General features: G+C 63.7%; 14 protein-coding genes. 8 read left to right on the top strand and 6 right to left on the bottom strand.

Features of this window, described 5'->3' with window-relative positions; all coding sequences use genetic code 11:
• The first annotated feature begins 53 nt into the window (after positions 1 to 53).
• Positions 54 to 7,163, top strand: a complete 7,110-nt coding sequence (locus tag G8E10_RS16305; RefSeq protein ID WP_110801352.1) for a VCBS domain-containing protein — start codon at positions 54 to 56, stop codon at positions 7,161 to 7,163.
• Positions 7,164 to 7,178: 15 nt separating this feature from the next.
• On the opposite strand, the gene G8E10_RS16300 is transcribed toward G8E10_RS16305, so the two are convergent.
• The 3 genes from G8E10_RS16300 to G8E10_RS16290 are packed head-to-tail and all read right to left on the bottom strand — an operon-like array spanning position 7,179 to position 11,890.
• Entirely contained in the window at positions 7,179 to 8,726 is a 1,548-nt protein-coding gene (locus tag G8E10_RS16300) for a TolC family protein (RefSeq protein WP_110801353.1), read from the bottom strand.
• A gap of 2 nt (positions 8,727 to 8,728) precedes the next feature.
• Positions 8,729 to 10,237 carry an HlyD family type I secretion periplasmic adaptor subunit gene (locus G8E10_RS16295; protein WP_110801354.1) on the bottom strand — a complete coding sequence of 503 codons (1,509 nt, stop codon included), beginning with the start codon at positions 10,235 to 10,237 and terminating at the stop codon, positions 8,729 to 8,731.
• Between the two features lie 6 nt (positions 10,238 to 10,243).
• Positions 10,244 to 11,890 carry a type I secretion system permease/ATPase gene (locus G8E10_RS16290; RefSeq protein ID WP_167129994.1) on the bottom strand — a complete coding sequence of 549 codons (1,647 nt, stop codon included), beginning with the start codon at positions 11,888 to 11,890 and terminating at the stop codon, positions 10,244 to 10,246.
• A 236-nt stretch (positions 11,891 to 12,126) separates the two neighbouring features.
• Between G8E10_RS16290 and G8E10_RS16285 the strand changes: the two genes are divergently transcribed.
• The 4 genes from G8E10_RS16285 to G8E10_RS16270 all read left to right on the top strand — a co-directional run bounded on the left by G8E10_RS16285 (position 12,127) and on the right by G8E10_RS16270 (position 14,286).
• Positions 12,127 to 12,474 carry a thiol-disulfide oxidoreductase DCC family protein gene (locus G8E10_RS16285; RefSeq protein WP_110801356.1) on the top strand — a complete coding sequence of 116 codons (348 nt, stop codon included), beginning with the start codon at positions 12,127 to 12,129 and terminating at the stop codon, positions 12,472 to 12,474.
• 97 nt (positions 12,475 to 12,571) lie between these two features.
• Positions 12,572 to 13,567 (top strand): NAD(P)/FAD-dependent oxidoreductase, encoded by a 996-nt coding sequence (locus G8E10_RS16280; protein WP_167129993.1) that lies wholly within the window; start codon positions 12,572 to 12,574, stop codon positions 13,565 to 13,567.
• Positions 13,564 to 13,989, top strand: coding sequence for a DUF3429 domain-containing protein (locus tag G8E10_RS16275; protein ID WP_110801358.1), 426 nt, complete (start codon positions 13,564 to 13,566; stop codon positions 13,987 to 13,989). Before G8E10_RS16280 ends, G8E10_RS16275 begins: the two co-directional genes overlap by 4 nt.
• 33 nt (positions 13,990 to 14,022) lie before the next feature.
• Positions 14,023 to 14,286, top strand: a complete 264-nt coding sequence (locus tag G8E10_RS16270; RefSeq protein WP_110801359.1) for a hypothetical protein — start codon at positions 14,023 to 14,025, stop codon at positions 14,284 to 14,286.
• 56 nt (positions 14,287 to 14,342) lie between these two features.
• Here G8E10_RS16270 and G8E10_RS16265 read toward each other — a convergent pair whose 3' ends face one another.
• A complete protein-coding gene (locus G8E10_RS16265; RefSeq protein WP_110801360.1) occupies positions 14,343 to 15,785 on the bottom strand; it encodes a phospholipase D-like domain-containing protein in 1,443 nt (480 codons plus the stop codon).
• Positions 15,786 to 15,989: 204 nt separating this feature from the next.
• On the opposite strand from G8E10_RS16265, the gene G8E10_RS16260 reads away from it, so the two are divergent.
• Positions 15,990 to 17,156 (top strand): esterase, encoded by a 1,167-nt coding sequence (locus G8E10_RS16260; RefSeq protein WP_110801476.1) that lies wholly within the window; start codon positions 15,990 to 15,992, stop codon positions 17,154 to 17,156.
• A gap of 110 nt (positions 17,157 to 17,266) precedes the next feature.
• Here the strand turns inward: G8E10_RS16260 and ppk2 are convergent, their stop codons facing one another.
• Entirely contained in the window at positions 17,267 to 18,232 is a 966-nt protein-coding gene (gene ppk2, locus G8E10_RS16255; RefSeq protein WP_110801361.1) for a polyphosphate kinase 2, read from the bottom strand.
• A gap of 267 nt (positions 18,233 to 18,499) precedes the next feature.
• Between ppk2 and G8E10_RS16250 the strand changes: the two genes are divergently transcribed.
• Positions 18,500 to 19,447, top strand: coding sequence for a DUF808 domain-containing protein (locus tag G8E10_RS16250; RefSeq protein WP_110801362.1), 948 nt, complete (start codon positions 18,500 to 18,502; stop codon positions 19,445 to 19,447).
• Positions 19,448 to 19,568: 121 nt separating this feature from the next.
• Entirely contained in the window at positions 19,569 to 20,177 is a 609-nt protein-coding gene (locus G8E10_RS16245) for a J domain-containing protein (RefSeq protein WP_110801363.1), read from the top strand.
• 29 nt (positions 20,178 to 20,206) lie between these two features.
• Here G8E10_RS16245 and G8E10_RS16240 read toward each other — a convergent pair whose 3' ends face one another.
• Positions 20,207 to 20,851 carry a TetR/AcrR family transcriptional regulator gene (locus G8E10_RS16240; RefSeq protein ID WP_165910694.1) on the bottom strand — a complete coding sequence of 215 codons (645 nt, stop codon included), beginning with the start codon at positions 20,849 to 20,851 and terminating at the stop codon, positions 20,207 to 20,209.
• Positions 20,852 to 20,954 lie beyond the last annotated feature (103 nt).

Raw genomic sequence — 20,954 nt, 5'->3', positions numbered from 1 at the left:
GGACACTGCAGGCTGACGCCTTGGCAGTCTGTTCATCCCATGGAGTATGACCAATGGCCAACCTGACCTCGAAGGACACGAATGGCAACGGCGAATGGGGCGCCGTCATCAAGGACGCCCTCATTCCGCTGCATTCCATCGTCCTTCCGGACGGCAAGGTGCTCGCATTCGGCACGGATGGCGTTGCCGGAGACTACGACGCGCGCTTCGTCTACTCCATCTACGATCCGGTCACCGGCGTTCTCAAGGTGCTGCCGAATACCACGGGCACCAACATCTTCTGCTCGCAGATGTCGATCGACCCGACCACGGGCAACGTCATCATCATGGGCGGCGACAACCACAATACGGGCGAAGCCGGCGGCACCTGGACCGGGCGGCACGATGTCGTGGTGTTCGACTACACCACCCAGTCGATCCGCAACATTTCACAGGAAGACTCGAGCTTTGCCCTGCACCAGGCTCGCTGGTACGGAACCACGGTGACGCTGAGCAACGGCGAAATCCTGATGGTCGGCGGCCGTGACGAGAACTCCAACGGCTCGACCTTTGCGGAAATCTACAACAGCGAAACGGGCATGCGCCAGCTCTCCGGCACCTATATGGGCGACATGAAGGATGGCGAGGGAACGCTGACCGGCACCTATTACTATCCGCACGCCTGGCAGGTCACCGACGGCTCCGTCATCATCATCGAAGCCGGTGGCACGAGCAATTCCGGCCACGACGTCTACCGCATGGACGTGCAGGGCGAAGGCTCCGTGCAGAAGATCGGCAAGCTGCCCTTCGACACCCGTAACCTCACCGGCTCCATGATGTACGAGACCGACAAGGTCATCGTCGCCTCGAGCACGGGTCAGGTCTGGAAAGCCGACCTGTCGCAGCCGACGATCAAGTGGGAGTTCGCCTTCTCGATCAACAACGAAGACGGCGGCGGTCTGGTCGCCCGCACCAACGGCACTTTCATCATGATGCCGGACGGCAAGGTTGCCATGGTCGGCGGCGCCTCCAGCGCCGGCCTGCTGGCCGACAGCATCGGCACGGCACAGCACTCCGTCCTCTTCTGGGATCCCGCGACGGGCGCCGTCACCTATTCCGAGAAGCAGGATCTCGCCCGGATGTACCATTCCAGCGCGCTTCTGCTGCCCGACGGCACGATCTACTCCGGCGGCAGCGGCTCACCGGGCCCGGAAGAGAACGCCAACTTCCAGATCCTCAACCCCTCCTACCTGTTCGACGCGAACGGCAACCCGACCACCGACCGGCCCTCGATCGTTTCCGCACCGACCAATATCGATACCGACAGCGTCATCCGCATCACCGTGGACGACACCTCCGACATCGGCAAGATCACCTTCATCAAGTCGGGCGCCAATACGCATGCGCGCAATGCCGACGTGCGGTTCGTGGAGCTCGAACACAAGATCATCGACGGCAATACGGTCGAGATCACGATCCCCAAGGCCAATATCGCCATCCCCGGCGCCTGGATGATGTTCGTCGTGGACAAAAACGGCGTGCCGTCCGTCGCCAAGATGGTCGGCGTCGACATGGTCGACCTCCAGCAGACCGACAATCTTCAGGGCGGCGGCGCGACCATCTATGCGATCGACAACGAGCAGATCGACGGCGCCTTCGCGCTGGCTGTCAGCGCCCGCTTCGACGATCTGGCCGGTGGCAAGAACCAGAAGATCTTCGATCTCGGCAACGGCCCGGATGCGCAGAACATCTGGCTCGGCCAGGTCGGCGATACCAGCGACATCGAGTTCGTGATCAAGCAGGGCGGCGAGACCTACCGGGTGGTTGCGACCAACGCGATCATCGAAGGCGAAACCGCGACATGGCGCGTTGGCGTCGATCTGAACGGCGTGATGCGCATCATCAAGAATTCCGAGGTCCTGAAAGAAGGCCAGGGCGTCGTGCCCGCTGACGTCGATCGTGCCCACTACCTCATCGGCGAATCCAGCGTGTCCGGCGACGCACATTTCGTCGGCCTGATCCGCGACCTGAAGATCGCCAACTACGGCAACTTCGCCGATCTCGATCCGACCGCGCCGAGCAGCCCCTGCGCCACGACGGGCGAAGCCGTCTGCCTCTGCGGCCTGCTCGTGCCGGATGTGGACGACACCGCCGGCAACGACGCGCCGAAGGTGTTTACGAAATACTCGACCGTTGCCGGAGATGTCACCGAACTGAAGAACGGCACGCCCGGCGAAAACAAGACCGAACTGACCACGAGCGGCATCATCGCCTTTGCGGATGCGGACGCGGAAGCCCACACCGCGAGCATCACGCCGAAGGGCACGGACTATCTCGGCCAGCTGACGATCGGCAATCCGACGACTGGCATCGGCGTGAAGACCGGTTCGATCACCTGGACCTACAAGGTCAACGACACCGCCCTCGACAAGCTATCGGAGGGGCAGGAGGTCGTGCAGACCTATGACGTCGCCATCGACGACGGCCATGGGGGGATCACCGTGCAGACCATCTCGGTCACGCTGCGCGGCTTGGACGATCCGGGCTTCCCCACGGACAGCCAGGTCACCGTGGTCTCGCGGCTGGCCACAACGAAGGCCGACGACAACGTCGTCTTCGGCGACAACGTCCGCCTGCTCACGGGCGGCGACTTCGGCGGCGGCTCGAACCGGCTGGAGGCCGGCAACTTCTTCGAGTTGAAGGCCGGCAATCTGGACTTCAGCAACAGCCTGCATTCCGCCAATCTCTCCACCGGCCTGGGTGCCCGCCTCAATGGCGGCGATATCCTCATGGGCAAGGGCGGCATCAAGAATACGGTCGTCCTCGGCGACGAGACGACCTTCAGCCTGATCCGTGCCGATGGCTCGGGCGCAGGCACCGTCAACACGCTGACGATCGGCGACCGGTCGAAGTCGGACGCCGCCATCGACATGGATGGTGCCGGCACGGCGGCGAACTTCGCCACGATGAAGATCAAGCTTGGCGACGGCGTCAGCATTGGCGGCGGCATCGATGCCGACGGCGCCTATTCCACCAAGACCTTTGACTTCGGCAACGGCGTGACCGTGGGCGGCGCGATGACGCTGAACGGCGCGCAGAACGTCAATACCATCAAAGCCGGCGACAACTTCACCCTGCGCGGTGCGCTGACCGGCAGCACGACCGGCGTCGATACAGTCACACTCGGCAAGAACTGGAACATCGACGGCCGCATCAATCTGGGCGGCGGCGACGACCGGCTGAGCCTTGGCCTCTCCACCGTCGATACGACGCCGACCACGTTCGACGGCGGCGCCGGCAAGGACGCACTTTCCCTCAGCATCGACGCCGGCGATCTCGCCAGCTTCGAAGCGGCGGCAAAGGCAGCAGGCTGGGTCGCGCTCGGCAACGACGCCTGGACGCCCCGCGGCAACCTGACCTGGCGCGGCATGACGTTTACCAATTTCGAAAGCGCGGAACTGAAAGTCGCGGGCCGCAACGACGCGCCAGAAGTGGTGGCCTCCGGCACCACCAAGACCGGCGCCGTCAGCGAGCTTGCCGACGGGAAGATCGGCGAAAACAGCACCATCCTGAAGACCAACGGCACGATCGAGTTCACCGACAAGAACCTCGGCGACACGCACAGCGTGACGATCACGCCGCGTGACGGCGGGTATCTCGGCACCGTCGAGTACAAGCAGCCGACATCAGCGCAGTTCGGCCTGCTGCCTTGGGTCTATTCCGTCAACAGCGGCGCGCTCGACTGGCTGGCCGAAGGACAGGTACGCACGCAGTTCTATGATGTCCGGATCACCGACAGCAAAGGTGCGAGCACGACCGAGACCATCACCGTGACGATCACCGGCGCCAACGACGCCCCCGTCATCACGGCTGCCACATCCACCCTCACGGGAGCGGTGACCGAGCTTGCCGATGGCTCCCCCCAAGAGAACCAGGCAACCCACACGGCGACTGGCGCGCTCAGCATTACCGATGCCGATATCACCGACAAGCACGCGGTGAGCTACGTCGCCGGCGGCGCGAACTATCTCGGCACCTTCAGCCTCGGCACCGTTTCCGGCGGCAAGCTCGGCTGGACATTCCAGGTGGGCGATGCCGCCCTCGACAGGCTCGAAGCCGGTGAGGTGCTGACGCAGTCCTATCAGGTGACCGTGGACGACGGCCATGGCGGCAAAGCGACGGAAACCGTCTCCGTCACCATTCGGGGTGCCCATGACGATGTCAGCGTCAATGTCGCGCCGGTCATCCATGTCGCGGAATCGACGCTCGCCGGAACCATTGCGGAGCCGACGGGACAGGAGGCAACCGTTCTCAACGCCAGCGGCTCCCTCATCTTTTCGGATGCGGACGCGGCCGGCAGCGTGCCGGCCGTCACGGCGACAGCCCGCGGCGCGGACTATCTCGGCGGGCTCGTTCTGGGCACCGCATCCGGCTATCAGTTGGGCTGGACCTTCTCCGTTCCCTCGACCGCTGTCGATTTCCTTGCCGCCGGTGAAACGCGCGTTCAGGTCTACGACGTCACCGTCGACGACGGCCGTGGCGGCAGGGTCACACAGCCGGTCAGCGTCACGATCACTGGCACCAACGATGCGCCGGTCATTCTCACAAGCGCTTCCGTGCTTTCAGGCGGGATCACAGAACTGGTAGACGGCTCGGCCGGCGAGAACAGGACCACCCTGACGACGACGGGTTCGATCCGCTATTCGGACGCCGACCTTAGCGACAGCCACACCGCGACCTTCGCGGCAAAGGGCACCGGCTACCTCGGCGCCTTCACCCTCACCCAGGGCGAGAATGGCAAGGTCGGCTGGACGTTTGCCGCCGAGGATAGCACGCTCGACACGCTCAAGGCGGGAGAGGTTCTCACCCAGTCCTACGACATCATGGTTGATGACGGGCATGGCGGCCGGACGACTCAGACCGCGGTCGTCACGATCACCGGTGCCGCCGACGCGCAAGCCGGGCCGACGATCGTCTCCGCTCTCAAGGTCGGGGCCGGCGCCGACGCCATTGTTTTCGGCGACGACACCACCCTTACCCAAGGCGGCGGCTTCGGCGCCGGCGCCAACAGCCTCACGGCCGGCGACAACTTCGTGCTCAAGGCCGGCACGCTCAACTTCGATGCCAGCACCGGACCGGCGAGCCTGACGCTCGGAAAGAACGCCAACCTGAATGGTGGCGATATCCTGATGAGCAATGCCGGCGCCACCAATACGGTTACCGTGGGTGACGGGTCCAAGATCAGCTACGTGCTGATGAACGGCGGCGGCGCCAATGCGTCGCAGATGCTGACGCTCGGGCAGAAGGTGGCGACAGACTACGCCATCGTCATGAACGGGAGCGGCACCGCCGCGGACGCGATGGAACTCGGGGTCACGATCGGCAACGGCTCGTCGGTCGGCGGCGCTTTCACCGCGAACGGCAACAATGCGGCGAAGCGGGTAACGCTCGGCGACGCCGTCATGATCGATGGCGCGCTGTCCCTGCAGGGCACCAACAACACGACGACAGTGAAGATCGGCGACGACCTGACCCTGAAGGGCGCCTTCAACGGCGCGGGCTCGGGCACCGAGACGGTCGAGATCGGCCGGAACTGGCAGATCGACGGCCAGGTCGATCTGGGTGCCGGCAACGACACGCTGCGGATCGGCACGACGACCCGCGACAGCGCCGGCACCATCTCCGGCGGTGCCGGCACGGACAGCCTCGACATCGTCATGACGGCCGACCTGCGCGTCTCGTTCGAAAGCGCGGCATCGGCGGCAAACTGGGTGCGCAAGGCGGACGGCAGCTGGGATCCGCAGGGCCGTGCGCTGAGCTGGCAGGGCAACAGCTATACGAGCTTCGAAGCCGTGAAGACGACGATCGTGGCCGGCACGTCGTCGGTCCCCGTGAAGACGGCGATCGACAGTCTGCAGGCAACGGCCGGCGCCGACGCCTTCATCCTGGGCTCGGACGTCACCCTGCAGAACGGCACCTATTTCGCAGGCGGCGCCAACAGCCTGACGGCTGGCGACAATTTTACCCTGAAGGCCGGCACTCTCAACTTCGACGGCAGCTCGGGCGCGTCCAACTTAACGCTCGGCAAGAACGCCAACCTTAACGGCGGCGATATCCTGATGAGCAACGCGGGCGCTGCCAATGCGGTGACCGTCGGCGATGGCTCGAAGATCAGCTACGTTCTGATGAACGGCGGCGGCGCCAAGGCATCGCAGACGTTGACGCTGGGAGAGAAGGTCACCACCGACTATGCCATGGTGATCGACGGGAGCGGCACGGCGGCCGACGCGATGGAAATCGACGTCCGGATCGGCAGCGGATCATCGATCGGCGGCGTTCTCTATGCCAACGGCAACAATGCCACCAAGACCGTGACGCTTGGAAACAACGTCACCATCGACGGTGCCATGTCACTTCAGGGTGCCAACAACACCACGACGGTCAGGATCGGCGACGACCTCACGCTCAAGGGCGCCTTCATCGGCGCGGGTTCGGGGTCGGAGACAGTCGAGATCGGCCGGAACTGGCAGATTGACGGCGCCGTCAATCTCGGCGCCGGCAACGACAAGCTGCGGATCGGCAGCACGGACCGCGACAGCACAGGCACCATCGCCGGTGGCGCCGGCACCGACAGCCTCGAGCTGGTCCTTGCCAACACTGCCGAGAAGACCGCCTTCGCAGCCGTTGCCAAGGCCGCGGGCTGGCAGATGCTCGACGATGGAAGCTGGAACACGCTCGGCCGCGCCGTCACATGGCATGGCGTGACCTACACGACCTTCGAGACGGCGAAGGCCACCATCGAGGCCGTGGCCGTGATCGTTGCGACGGCAGGAGACGGGCATATCCAGGGCGTCGCCGCCTCTGCCATGGCGACAGGCATGGCGAAAGCCGTCACGCTCGACACCGCCACATTCTACGGAACCGACGGAGACGACTTCATCCTCGGCAATGCTGGCGACAATATCCTTGAGCCACGCGGCGGCAACGACACGGTCGATGGCGGACAGGGCTACGACGTGCTTCGTCTCTCAGGCAATGCCGCCGACTACAGCTTCGTCAAGGAAGCGGATGGCAGCATTCTCATGACCAGCGCCCACGACGGCCATGACGTCCTGCACAATGTCGAAGCCGTCTGGTTCCACGACGCCGCACAGCCGACGGCGATCGACCACCTGACGAACTGATCGGCTGAGGGAACCCTACCGGGCGACGACGACGCCCGGTAGCGACGGACGCGGTTCGCCCGTGTCGGGGCTCCCGGTGTCGCGCCTGCGGTGGCCCGTATTTTCCCCCGTGCCGACGATCTCGGCGAGAAGGCCCGACGTCGCGGCGAGGCGCGTGATGGCGGCAAAGCGGGTGACGACGGTCTCCAGCTCCTCGCTGGTTGCCATCGTCAGCTGGCGACGGGTGAGGAGAACGTCGTCTATGGGAATGAGGCCGGCATGGTACTGGTCCACCTTGGCCGCATAGGATACGCGCAGCGCCGCGATCTTGCGCCGCGAAAGGTCCGCCTGTTTGGTCGCCGACTGCACCTCGATCCAGTCGACGCGCAGCTGCGTCTCGGCCTTCCGGTCTTCCGAAAGCGCCCGGTGCATGGCCGCGTTGGCGAGTTCGTCGGCCTCGCGCACATCGGCCGTGGTTGTGAGATCGACCAAAGGCACGGTCAGTTGCAGCCCGACGCTCCACCCGTCCGTATTGCGGCTGGTGCGCGTGGTCCTGGAGGTCCTGTAGTCCGTCTTCAGGTCGAGACGCGGGAAGTAGCGGCCCTTGGCCACCTTGCGCCCGTTTTCCGCGGCATCGAAACGGTGCCAGTTGGCCTCAAGGCCTGAATTGCGCGAATGGGTCAGATCGACAAGCACATCGAGACCCCGCCGCGGCACGGCTTCGAGGTTGGGAAGCTTGAAGCCGCCGGGTGCGGCCTGCCGTAGCTGGGAGGACAGGATGGCGCGGGACTTCACCGCCGAACTGCTGGCGATGACCAGCGTGCGGGCGACGTCGCTCAGCTCCGCTTCCAGTTCCGCAACATCGGCTTCGCTCGCCCGCCCCGCATCGACGCGACCGCGCACGGCCTTCCGCAAGGTGCCGAGATCGCGCAGATTGTCTTCCAGCACCTTGGCCTGCCGGGTCGCGAGGTTCAGGTCGATTGCGGCATTGATGGTTTCGAGTGCCACGCTTTCCGTGACGCTGCGCAGTTCGGCAGCCGCAGCCAGCGCCCTGCTCTCAGCACTTCGCTTCGTATAGAGACGTTGCCCGCCATCCAGCAGCGGTAGGGCGATGGAGATGCCGGCATTCATGCCGGGATCGTTCAGGGACAAGGACGAGTCGCGGTCCCCGCCGACCCAGGCATTGCCGGAGACGGTCGGAAGGAACGCGGCACTGGCGCGGCTGACCCCGGCCTGCGCGGCCCGCTTTTCGGCCGAAAGGCTGCGGACGAGATCGCTTTCCTCGATCGCCACGGAGACGGCATCCATGAGATCCGCAGACACGCTGCCGATCCCCTCGCGCAGCAGCAGGGACGGCTCGTTCGCGATATCTTGTGCCGCCTGAGGACGGCGAATGGGCAGGAAGGCGGAGCCCATCTGGTCCATCATCGTCAGGCGCAGATCGAGGCCGGACGGGGTGCCCCCCGTCTGAAGCGGGTCGATCGTCATCAGCCGCAAGCCCTTTTCGGCCGGACGAAGATCGTCGGCAAGGCTGGTGCCTGCCATGAGGCAGGTACAGGCGAAAGCGAGCCACGAACGCGTCATGATCAAGGCTCCCGGAAGCTGCGGGAGAGACTGTCGGTAAACGGCACCATCACGTAGTCGGCAAAGGTCCGGCTCTCGCCCTCGATATAGACCTGCGCCGTCATGCCGGGACCGAGCAGCGCCTGTTCAGCGGGTGCGGCCTGCTTCAAGAGCAGATCGACCTCGAAATAATACTGTCCGGTCTTTTCATCCGCCGTCGTATCCGCCGCAACGCGCGTCACGAGGGCATCGATATCGTCGAAGATCCGGGCGTTCAGCGCCGCGATCTTGACGCGGGCGGTCTGTCCGGTGCGCACATGCGTGATGTCGTGCGGTGCGATGCGCGCCTTGACGGCGAAGTCGCTGCCGATGGGCACGATTTCGGCCAGCACCTCGCCGGGAGCGATGACGGCACCGATCGTGGTATGCTTGGAATGGACCACCGTACCGGTGACAGGCGCGCGCAGGTCCGCCGAGCGAACCGCCGCCTCCGCGGCCTGCATCTGCCCGGAAATCTGCCGCATCTCCGCCAGAACCTCCGTCAGCTTCATGGAGGTCTCGCGCTGGTCGGTCAGCTTCGCCTGCCGGATGCGCGAGTCGATCTCGCCGGCATCGTCGGCGAGCGCATCGTTCTCGGCTTTCAGGTTGGCCAGTTCCGAGGTTCGCGCCAGCAACTGGTCTTCCGTGTCCCAGAGCACCTTGCGGGCGATGTGGCCCCTGTCGACGGCCGGTTGCAGCGCGCCTGTCTGACGTTTAAGGGAAGCAACCTGCGCTTCCATGACGCCAAGGCGCTCCTTAATGCCCTCACGGCGACGGTTGAGCGCATCCTTGCGCGCCAGCATCGCGTCGATCTCCGCATCCGCCGCACCGCGACCGCGCTCGAACTGGCGCTGCTGTTCGGCGAGAAGCGGGTCGGCCTCGCCCGTCGCCCCGGTTTGAAGATCATCGATCGACGCCGGCATCGTGTCGAAGCCCCGGCGCATGTCCATCAGGCCGAAATCTTCCGTTGGCATCCGACCTGCATTCGCCGCGACGGCATTCTCCGCCTCCAGCCTGCGCCGCATGGCATCGAGGATGGCGAAACGAGCTTTAAAGCGGATGAGATCCGCCTGATCGTTGACCGGATCGAGCCGCAGCACGGACGCACCAGCCTGCACCACCTCGCCGTCACGGGCCGCGATATCGGTGACCACGCCGCCGGTGCGGTGCTGCAGCACCTTGTTGCGACCGTTGGAGACGAGCACGCCTTCGGCAACGACGGCAGAGCCGATCGGGAAGAGCAGCGACCAGAAAACGAAGACAGCGGCGCCGGCAAGCAGGCCACGGCTCGACAGAGAGAGAATGTCGCGCGTCTCGGTCTTCACGCCATCCGCCCAGCTGCCCTGCATGTCGTCGGGCACCTTCGCGGCAGCGATGGCTACGGGTGTCTCGGGGCGGAACATCTCCGACCACAGCCCATCGTCGGATGGTCCCGGGACGGGGCTGTTGCCGCCACTGGCGGGAGGCATGTTCACCGGGCGGCTGTTTGTCATCCTGCGTCAAGCCACCTGTGTCTGGTCATGTCGCGGTGCGGCCTGCGCGGCAGGCTGCTCGGCGACGAGGGTCAGCGGCTGGAGCGTGCCGTCCGCGATCGTGAATGCGCGATCGACCACCCGGAGGATGGAGGTGCGATGCGCCGCGATGACGACGGCCGCCTTGCGGTGGCGTGCCTCGGCGACCGCCACCAGAAGCGCGCGTTCGCCCTTCTGGTCGAGGCTGGCATTGGGCTCGTCCAGCACGAGAATCTTCGGATCGCCATAGAGCGCGCGCGCCAGCGCAATCCGCTGCTTCTGCCCAGTGGACAAAAGGAACGATCGGTTACCGACCATCGTCCGGTAGCCCTCGGGCAGCCCGACGATCAATTCATGAACGCTCGCGCCCTTGGCAGCGGCGATGATCTTGTCCTCGGTCGCATCCGGATCGAAACGGGCGATATTGGCTGCGATCGTGCCGGGAAAGAACTCGATATCCTGCGAGACATAGCCGATCGTGCGGCCCCATTGGGCCGACGGCCAGATGTCCTGCGCGATATCGTCGACGGAGACAGCACCACCCGTGGGAGCGATGGCACCGACCATGATCTGGATCAGCGTCGATTTGCCCGCACCGGTCGCACCGGTGATCAGCACGACTTCGCCCGGCATGACCTGCAGGTTGACGTCCTTGAGCAGGTACCGGTCGGGCTTGTTCGGATCGGGCGCGAAGGACACGCCGTGAAGCGCGAGCCGGCCTTCCGGCGCGGGCAGCGTCATGCGCGCCTGGATCGACTTGTCGGGGCCGATCATCTCCTCGATATCGCGGATGGAGGCCGCGCCGCGCGAGATCTGCTCCCAGCCGCCGATGACCTGATCGATCGGCGCAAAGGCCTTGCCGGAGATCATCGATGACATGAAGATCATGCCCGCCGACATTTCATTGCTGAGCACGAGGAACGCGCCCCAGCCCATCATCAGCACCTGCAGCATCTGGCGAAAAGCCTTGCTGATGGCTTGGTAGCGCGCGGATGTCGCACCCGCTGCCTCGCTCTCCTTCAGGCCGAGCGCCGTTTTGCGTCCCCAGATCGTGAGGAAGGTCGAGAGCATGCCATGCGCGCGCAGGTCCTCGATGCGATTGAAAGCGCTCTGGGCAAAGCTGATCGCATCGTTCTCCGCTTGCCGGCTGCGCTCCCGCTCCTTTTCGGTCGCAGCCATGTTGAGCCAGGAAAGGGCGGCAAGCACAAGGATGCCGACGACGGTCAGGAGCCCGAGGCTCCAGTGCAGCACCGTCATGATCAGCACGTAGAGCGGAATGAACGGCACGTCGAACAGGGAGGCGAAGGTACGTCCGCCGATGAAGGCACGGGCGGAGGAGAAATCCCGCAGCATCTTGCCGGCTTTCGGCCCGGCCTTCTGGTCTGCCGCCAGCCGCGCGAAAAGCTTCGGCGCCACCGTCACCGTATATTTCGCTGCAGCACGCACAGCGAGATGGCCGCGCACCGCATCGGCCAACCCCCATACCACCAGCGCAACGAGAACGATCAAGGTGAGGTAGACCAGCGTCCCGATCGACCGCGAGCCGAGCACGCGATCATAGACCTGAAGCATGTGGATGGAGGGCGCGATGACCAGAAGGTTTGCGATGATGGAATAGACGAATATGCCGCGCATATGGGTCGCCGTTATCCCAGCCAATGTCCGTAACGGTGCCAACATGGTACGCAGCCCTCTTTCGACGATCCTAAATCAGTCATGGTTAATTTTCGTTGAAGTCATTGACGGCACGACACGGCGAGGTGGTGTCGAGCGGATGGACCGTTGAACCGAAAAAGGTCCGCTCCCGTATCGCTGCAACAACGGCCCCACCCATGCTATCTCAATGGCCAAAGGTTTTCGGAGTGCGATTCATGGTCGAGAAAGTCACCGTCTGGTTCGATAGCGGCTGCCCGCTTTGCCAGCGCGAAATCGCGCTGATGCGGCGTCTCGACAGACGTGGTGCGATCCGGTTCATCGATGCCTGCGACCCCTCGTCCTCCTGCCCGATCGACAGGGGCGATATCCTCACGCGCTTCCACGCCGAAGAGAAGGGACGGCTTCTCTCGGGCGCTGCCGCCTTCGCCGCGATGTGGCGCGCCATTCCTTTGTTGCGCCCGCTCGGCATCCTTGCCGGATGGGGGCCGGCAACGCCGCTTTTCGACACCGCCTATCGTGGTTTCCTGCGGGTGCGTCCGCGTCTGCAGCGCCTGTTTCGATGAACCGTCGTCAGGCCGTTGCCCTTGCGCGCGGCGGCGTTAGATCGTGGGTCAGCCGCTGCAATTGTGCATGTCGGTGGCAGGAACGAGCGGGAGACGCATGAGCGATCCGAAACGGGTAGCGATTATCGGTGCTGGAATGGCGGGACTGACGCTCGCCCGCGCCCTTGCCGGCCATGCCACCGTCCACATCTTCGAGAAGAGCAAGGGCATCGGCGGCCGGATGGCGACGCGCCGGATCGAGGACATATCCTTCGACCACGGCGCCCAGTATTTCACGGTCCGCGACCCGCGCTTCCGTGACATGCTAAACGCGGCTGCGGCCGATGGCGCCGTGGAGCGCTGGAACCGGGACATCGTCTCCCTGCCGGCGGCACTGCAAAACGAGCAGCGAGCAAACGACGCACGATATGTCGGCAAGCCCGGGATGAATGCCCTGCCGAAATGGATGGCGAGAGACTGCGACATCACCTTCAATGCCGAGATATGCTCCATCTCCGGTACGCCCGGAAACTGGACCGTGACGACGGAAGCCGGTGAGGACGGCGCCTTCGACTGGGTCATCGCAACTGCGCCCGCGCCGCAGTCGGCAGCCCTGCTCCCGCCCGCCTTCGCTCACCATGCGGCCCTGCAGACGACCCGCATGAATGCCTGCTTCACCTTGATGGTCACCTTGAAGCTCGGTGCGGCACCGCCTTTCCCAGCCGCACGCCTTGACGATCCGGTCATCAACTGGATCTCTCGCAACGACACGAAGCCCGGCCGCGATAATGTGCCAAGCCTTGTCGTGAATGCCGGCCCGGAATGGTCCGCCCGGCATGTCGAGACGCCGCTCGAAAGCCTGCGGGAGCAGATGCTCAAGGCCGTGCGACGGTACATTCCGCTGGAAAACACCGAGGCGGAAAGCGCCGTTATCAAGCGCTGGCGCTATGCGAACGTCGCGCGACCTGCCGGCCAGCCGTTCCTGCTCGACCGGGAGCAACAGCTTGCCAGTTGCGGCGACTGGTGCATTGCCGGCCGCGTCGAAGCGGCTTTCCAGAGCGCAAGCCTCCTCGCAGACGCTCTTCTCCCCGCTCTCAGGGAAACAACGCCATGACGACACTGTCGAAAACCACCTCGACGCTGCTGACCTATGCCGGCGCCTTGCCGTTCTGGTTGCTGCTCGCCGCGCCCACCACCCTCCTCGGCGTCGACACGGGCCAGGCGTTCCTCGCCTACGGCGCCGTCATCTCGGCCTTCATGGCGGGCACGCTCTGGGGCGTCGCGCAGATGGGCAAGGCGGGTCATGCGGCGATCGTCGCCAGCAATGTGTTCGCGCTCCTGTCCTTCGCGACGCTGCTGATCCGCCAACCCGTCTTCTCCGCCGGCCTGCAATTGATCGTTTTCGCTCTGCTGCTTCTCGCCGACCGGATCATCCTGGCAAACGATGTCGAACACAGGTGGTATGCCAGACTGCGGACGCGGGTGACGATCATCGTCGTGCTTGCCTATATTGCGATGCTTTACCGACTGGCATAGACCGGCAAAGAATAACGCGAGGAGCGAAACGACATGCTGCTACTGAACAAACCGCGCGGATCAGGCCCGTATCCGGACCGGGACATCGCCTGCCAGGAGGCCGTCGAGCAGACGTTCCTCGACATCGCCAAGGGGCTGACGCCGGATAACATCGTGGAGACCGCCTCCGGCCGCCTTCCGCCCCCGTTCCAGCGTCTGGCGAAGGAAGCGGAAAAGGTCGGCTGGGGACTGGAGGAGGCGGAGGTCGCCATCAGCGAACTCGCCCAGAATCTGCTGGACGACATGTCGGAGATGTAGGCGGCACGAAGTCTCGGCGGGGAACGCCGAGATGGAACGGTCGTCGCAGGGAGCCGTCAGGACCTGTGAAACCGCCGCTTCAGAAAGCTGGATGTCCGGTATTTGACGCCGGCCGGGCGTTCGGGGTCGGCCATGTCCGATTCCGCCATCAGGTCTTCCGCCGCGGTGAGGTCGCGCATCGCCACGGGCACCAATCGACGTCCCGTTTCTGCTGTCAACACCTCGATGGCTTTCACCAGCGATCCCTGCTCCGCGATCGCGGCAGCCACCTCGTCCTCGCTGTGCCCGAGATGTTCGCCGATGAGCGCGTTTCGGCATGCGGCGATCTTCTGCGCCATCTCCGGTTGGTCGGGGCGGGCCTCGATCAGCACGTCGCATTCCGTATCGTAGCCCATCGACCGGTTGTTGAGATTGGCTGAACCGAGCTTCAGGATCCGGTCGTCGGCGATCATGATCTTGGCGTGAACGTAGATCGGCGTGTCGGCATCGTTGACGGGATAGAGGATGCGGAACCTGTCGAAACGGTCGGCATCGCGAACCAGCTTCATGAGCCGGATGCGGGCGGAGTCCATGGCTTTGGCTTCCAGCCACCCGTTCGCCCCTTCCGGATTGACGACTACAATCTCCGGTCCGTCCGATTCTTCCAGACGCTTGGCCAAGGCCTCGGCGATGCGGCGCGAGGCGAAATACTGGCTTTCGATGTAGAGCGTCTCGCGCGCGGCGGCGATGATGGCGAGCGTTGCGGTCTCGATTTCCACGACCTGCTGGCGCTCGTCATATTGCGGCAGCGTGCGGGCGATGCCGACATCGATATCGCGGAAATCGACGGTGAGATCGTCCGGCCAAGCGTCCGATCCGCTCTCGATCGGCTCCAGCGTATCGCCCGTCGCTTCCTGCCAGCGGGCGCGCGCGAGTTCGGCAAGAGCTGCGGCAGCCTTGCCGGAGAAGCACGTCGTCGCGTCGTGCCAAGGCTCCTGTGTAAACCCCAGCGGCGAGCGGCGGCGCTTGTCCTTTTCCAGATGCTCAGAAGTATCCCACCGCCCGACCGTCATGTCGATGCCGCCGCAGAAGGCGACCTCGTCGTCAATGACGAGAAGCTTCATATGATGCGCCGACAAGGGCGGATGGGCACTGTCGAGCTTCAAACTGACGCGATCGGAAAACAACCAGCCGAGCATGTAGACCGGCGTCTCTCCCCGGACGAGGGAAGCAAACAGGCCCATGTCCCATTTGAGGATGCGAATGTTCAGAGCATTGTTGCGCTCTGCCAGCCAGTTCAGAAAGCGTCCGAGCTTGTCGGGAGATCCATCCGTGCTCTTGCCCGGCACGAGATCGATACGCGTATCGAAATCCCAGCCGATCAGCACGATCGACTTTTTTGCTTTCATCATCGCCTGCCGGGCATGACGAAAAAAGGCCTCGGCATCGACGATGACCGAAAGCCGGTCCGCACGGGCAACCCGCCAACAGGTCTGCCGTTCCACCAGAAGTGTCTGCATCGCCTCTCACATTCCCTACACCGTCGGAGCAGCGGAGATAGGGCTCGATCGCCGCCCGGCCATCTCCATTTGCAGAAGAACCTTCGCGCCGGCAGACGGAAAACGGAAGTGCTATGAAGAACTTACGAAATGGCTGTTGAAAACGGGCCGCACGGGTGTAGCTTCCTGACGGGATGAGGTTGATGCAATGTGGAGGAATTCATCATGTTCAAACTGTTGCCCGCGCTCTTCGCGGCAGGCTGCGTGGCAGCTATCATGATAAGCGTGCCCGCTTTCGCTCTTGAACCGCCCGCCTCCCCGCCGGCCGACAAACCGCTAAAGGCATTCGTGACGTCGGTCGAAACGGATAAATCGATCACCTTCCGGCTCTTTGCCCCGGCCGCCAAATCGGTTGCCGTCGTGCTCGGCCAGCGTGAGCCGATGATGATGACCCGTGGCGAGGACGGTGTCTGGACGGCGAAGAGCCACGTTCTCACGCCGAACCTCTATGAATATTACTTCAACATCGACGGCTTTCGCAGCATCGATCCCGGCTACCATCAGCCCAAGCCACAACGACAGGTGAACACGAGCCTCGTTCTCGTGCCCGGCAGCATTCTCGACACACGCGATGTGCCGCACGGCGACCTGCGTCTGGTGACGCTGTCATCCACGGCGCTGAAATCCCAGCGCCAGATGCATGTCTACACACCGCCCGGCTATACGGATACCGCGGAACCTCTGCCCGTCGTCTATCTCTATCACGGGTTCGGCGACACGGTGGACTCATGGGTCACCCAGGGGCGCACACCCCAGATTCTCGACAATCTGCTGGCCGAACACAAAATCAAGCCGATGATCGTCGTCATCCCCGATACGGAGGCCGACATTCCCGAGGCGGTCGCCGAGAACTTTCCGGCGGCCCAGCGCCGCAAGGACTTCTATCCGATCAACGCCGACGCCATCGACCGCGAGCTGATCGAGGATCTCATTCCCTACATGGAGAAAACCTACCGCGTGCGCACGGATGCCGACGGCCGCGCCGTCGTCGGGCTGTCGCAAGGGGGGTATCAGGCGCTGGTCTCCGGTCTCTCGCATCTCGGCACCTTCGGCTGGGTCGCGACCTTCAGCGGCGTTTCCACCACGACGGTCCCCAACAAGGCGGTCGATGGGGCGCTGAACGCGCCGGACACGATCAACAAGGCGCTGCGGAACTTCACCGTGACGGTCGGGTCAAAAGACACGGTCACGGGCAAGGATATCGCCGGCCTGAAGAAGACGCTGGACGAGAAGAAGATCGTCCACGAATACCACGAATACAAGGACCTCCAGCACGAGATGGACGTCTGGCGGCCTTCGCTGGTCACCTTCCTGGAAAAGGCTTTCAAGTAGACGCTCGGGCGGCCATTATCGAGGCCGTGCAATAACCCGGCTGTGGCGAGACGAGCATTCGACGTGCTCCTCTCGCCAACCTGCCGAGCGTTTGTCAGATTCCGCAACGCTTACTGGCCGCTCTTCGCGACACGGCGGGGCACTCCAGCTTCGGGCGTGGCGTTATAGACATCCGGCACGTACATGTCCGCCGGGACAGGCTTGCGGTAGTAGTCGGCGTGGCGCGCGCGGTCCGGCAGCTGAACGGAGGGCTTCGGAACGTCCTCGTAAGGGATCTGCTGCAGGAGATGCGAGATGCAGTTCAGGCGCGCCTTGCGCTTGTCCACGGCATCGACCACCCACCAGGGCGTTTCCGGGCGGTGCGTGCGCTCCAGCATGTCCTCCTTGGCCTTGGTGTAGGATTCCCAGTGAATGCGGCTTTCCAGATCCATCGGGGACAGTTTCCACTGCTTTAACGGATCCCGGATCCGCATGTTGAAACGGAAAGCCTGCTCTTCATCGGTGATCGAGAACCAGTATTTGATCAGGATGATGCCGGAGCGCACGAGCATGTTTTCGAACTGCGGCACGGACTGGAAGAACTCTTCCAGCTCGTCAGGGGTGCAGAACCCCATCACCCGCTCGACACCGGCGCGATTGTACCAGCTGCGGTCGAACAGAACGATTTCGCCGGCCGTGGGCAGGTGCTGGACGTAACGCTGGAAATACCACTGGTGGCGTTCGCGCTCGGACGGCGCCGGCAGCGCGACCACGCGGCAGACGCGCGGATTGAGCCGCTGGGTCACCCGCTTGATGGCACCGCCCTTGCCGGCGGAGTCGCGACCCTCGAACAGCACGACGACCTTGAGCTTCTTGTGCTGGACCCAATCCTGCAAGCGGACGAGTTCGTGCTGGAGACGGAAAAGCTCCTGGAAATAGACCTTGCGGTCGAGAAGCGGTTCGGCCGTCGGGTCCGTGCCTTCCTCGAAGAGATCGTCCAGACGATCCTCCTCCATCTGCATTTCCAGTTCCTCGTCGAAACTGTCGACAATTTCCGCCTTGATGCGCGCGAGCTGGGCTGGGTCGTTGATATTCATGGAGGCTCCGTGACGGACAGAATGGGTTTGGCAAAAGCGCATTCTACCGCCTTTTCCGTGTCAGCAGAATGACGCCTGTCGCGCATCGCAAACGGCACGTCGGCACGCCTCCGCCCCTTTGTATATTATCGTTCAAACGCATTGACTTGGGAGCCGTCTTGCGGCCCTGTCTGCCGTGCGCGACGGATGACGCTGCAAGACGAATTCGAGAACACGACCATTGCGATGCGACGGCTTGCCCGGCATCGGACCTGAAAGGATGTTGCGTTGGCGACAGGCTTGATAGCGCTACTGGATGACATCGCGGCCATTGCGAAGCTCGCGGCCGCGTCCCTCGACGATGTCGGCGCGCAAACGGCAAAGGCCAGCATCAAGGCTGCTGGCGTCGTCATCGACGATACCGCGGTGACGCCGACCTATGTCGTCGGGCTATCGCCAAGCCGCGAACTGCCGATCATCTGGCGGATCGCCAAGGGGTCGCTGCGCAACAAGCTCGTCTTCCTGCTGCCGGCCTGCCTGCTCATGGGTGCGTTCGTGCCGTGGCTGATCACGCCGCTGCTGATGATCGGCGGCACCTATCTCTGCTTCGAGGGCGCCGAGAAAATCCACTCTGCCCTGTCGGGCCACGGCCACGCCGACGCGGCCGCTGCCGCGACCGTCGATCCGGCTACGCTCGAAGAGCAGAAGGTCGCAGGCGCCATTCGTACGGATTTCATCCTCTCTGCCGAAATCATGGCGCTGACGCTTGCCGGCGTGTCCACCTCCAACTTCGCGACACAGGTCGCAGTCCTCGCCGCCGTCGGCATTCTCATCACGGTTGCCGTCTATGGCGTGGTCGCGTTCATCGTCAAAGCCGACGATATCGGCCTCCATCTGGTGGCGACGGGCGGGGGCATCGGCAAGACGATCGGGCATGCTCTCGTCAAGGGCGTTCCGGTCTTCCTGCAGATCCTCGCGATCGTGGGAACCGCCGCCATGCTCTGGGTCGGCGGCAGCATCGTCATTCACGGCCTTGCCGAATTCGGGCTGCACCAGCCGGAACATATCGTCGAAGGTGCCGCGGGCTTCGCGGTCATGCTCATCCCCGTCCTGCCACAAGTCGTTCACTGGCTGGTGGCGACCCTGATGCAGGCGATCTTCGGCGCCATCCTCGGCGGTATCGTCATCCTGCTCCTTCAGGCCTTCAAGCCGCTTCTCGCCGGAAGCAAGGCGTAGGCGGCAAAAGCGAGCGTCTGCTGCCTGTTTTCTGAAATGTGATGCGTGCCTCATACACAGAATGATCATCACCATGCAAAGCGGTCTTGCGAGATCGCGCATCTGATCGCATAAGCCGTGCATGTCTGATTCACGTATTTTCGTTGGCCTCAAGTCTGCCAAGAAGAAGTCCAAAGCCGCTGAGGCCCCCACGGGGCCGCAGTGTCAATGGCATGGGTGCGAAAAGGTCGGTACGCATCGCGCGCCGGTGGGCATGGGAGGCGAAGGCCTGTTCCTGATGTTCTGTCTCGACCACATCAAGGAGTACAACAAGGGCTACAACTTTTCGCCGGACCTCTCCGACCCGGCCGTTGCGCGCTACCAGCGCGAAGCGATCAGCGGCGCGCGTCCGAGCTTCGGCAAGCCGATCGTGGAAGCGACCGAGCTGCCGATGCCGTTCACCGTGCGCTCGGGCTCGGCAAAGTCGCTGAACGCCCGGAAAAGTGCGGCCGAACGCCTGATGCAGAAGCGGGAGGCACAGGCGCGAAAACTGAAGGTGCTCGAGGCGAAGGCCTTCGAAACCCTGGGGCTTGCCCACGATGCCACGCCGGACCAGATCAACCGGCGCTACAAGGAACGCATCAAGCTGCACCACCCGGATAGTAACGCCGGAAACCGGGCGTCGGAGGCGGAGCTTCAGGCGACGATCGAGGCGCACAAGATCCTCAAGCTCAACGGCTTCTGCGGATAGGGCACTGGCCCTCTCCAGCCCTGCAAGTCTCACGGATCGGTGAATGACTCCTGCAGCGCGGCAGTGCCGGCTGCCCGGTAGGCCATGACCACGGCGAAGAGCGCCTGCGTCATGCGCTCGCGAACACCTTCGTCGCCGAACGTCACCGCCTGAATGCCTTGAAAGAAGATGCCGTCGAGCGTCACATAGGCCAGCTCCTGAAACGGCTCGGGGTCACGCGTCGGATCAATCAGCCGGAGAACGGTTCCGGTCATGCCCTTCAGGTCGTGCTCGATCTCCGTCACGACAGCCTGGTATTTCGGCTCGAACAGGGACTGGTTGCGCAGGTCGTACCAGAAGCGGTGCATGGCGGTGGATGTCATGGCGCTCTCCACCAGCGCTTCGATCGCCTCCTCCACCGAATGCCTGTCGACAATGATATCGGCAAGCCGGGCGATGAAGGTCTGCTTGAAACGCCGGACCGTGAAGACGATCAACTCGCTCTTGTCGCCGAAATAATAGTGGAGACGTCCGAGATTGATATCGGCCGCAGCCGCGATATCGCGCAGCGACGTGCGCGCATAGCTCTGCGTCGAAAGGCTCCGCAAGGCCTGATCGGCAAGCTCCGTCTTGCGTTGCAGCCCCTTCGCCGTCTTGTGTCCGCTATGCGGATTTTCCGTCTTTATGCGTGTCATGCGATCAGCTGTAATCCCACCCTCCCCCGCCGTCGAGGCAGCGCTTGACAAAAATGGGACGGTCGTCCAGCTTATCGATACCGCTAAATAAGCGGTCACGAAT

Source organism: Ferranicluibacter rubi (assembly GCF_011603255.1).
In the GTDB taxonomy this organism is placed as follows: Bacteria; Pseudomonadota; Alphaproteobacteria; order Rhizobiales; family Rhizobiaceae; genus Ferranicluibacter; species Ferranicluibacter rubi.
Note: the sequence above shows the minus strand (reverse complement) of the source record. Positions and strands in the feature narration are given on the sequence as shown.

Excerpts from the sequence above, each read along its gene's own strand:
- G8E10_RS16305 (WP_110801352.1), top strand. The coding sequence starts at position 54 with ATGGCCAACCTGACCTCGAAGGACACGAATGGCAACGGCGAATGGGGC.
- G8E10_RS16300 (WP_110801353.1), bottom strand. The coding sequence starts at position 8,726 with ATGACGCGTTCGTGGCTCGCTTTCGCCTGTACCTGCCTCATGGCAGGC.
- G8E10_RS16295 (WP_110801354.1), bottom strand. The coding sequence starts at position 10,237 with ATGACAAACAGCCGCCCGGTGAACATGCCTCCCGCCAGTGGCGGCAAC.
- G8E10_RS16290 (WP_167129994.1), bottom strand. The coding sequence starts at position 11,890 with ATGCGCGGCATATTCGTCTATTCCATCATCGCAAACCTTCTGGTCATC.
- G8E10_RS16285 (WP_110801356.1), top strand. The coding sequence starts at position 12,127 with ATGGTCGAGAAAGTCACCGTCTGGTTCGATAGCGGCTGCCCGCTTTGC.
- G8E10_RS16280 (WP_167129993.1), top strand. The coding sequence starts at position 12,572 with ATGAGCGATCCGAAACGGGTAGCGATTATCGGTGCTGGAATGGCGGGA.
- G8E10_RS16275 (WP_110801358.1), top strand. The coding sequence starts at position 13,564 with ATGACGACACTGTCGAAAACCACCTCGACGCTGCTGACCTATGCCGGC.
- G8E10_RS16270 (WP_110801359.1), top strand. The coding sequence starts at position 14,023 with ATGCTGCTACTGAACAAACCGCGCGGATCAGGCCCGTATCCGGACCGG.
- G8E10_RS16265 (WP_110801360.1), bottom strand. The coding sequence starts at position 15,785 with ATGCAGACACTTCTGGTGGAACGGCAGACCTGTTGGCGGGTTGCCCGT.
- G8E10_RS16260 (WP_110801476.1), top strand. The coding sequence starts at position 15,990 with ATGTTCAAACTGTTGCCCGCGCTCTTCGCGGCAGGCTGCGTGGCAGCT.
- ppk2 (WP_110801361.1), bottom strand. The coding sequence starts at position 18,232 with ATGAATATCAACGACCCAGCCCAGCTCGCGCGCATCAAGGCGGAAATT.
- G8E10_RS16245 (WP_110801363.1), top strand. The coding sequence starts at position 19,569 with ATGTCTGATTCACGTATTTTCGTTGGCCTCAAGTCTGCCAAGAAGAAG.
- G8E10_RS16240 (WP_165910694.1), bottom strand. The coding sequence starts at position 20,851 with ATGACACGCATAAAGACGGAAAATCCGCATAGCGGACACAAGACGGCG.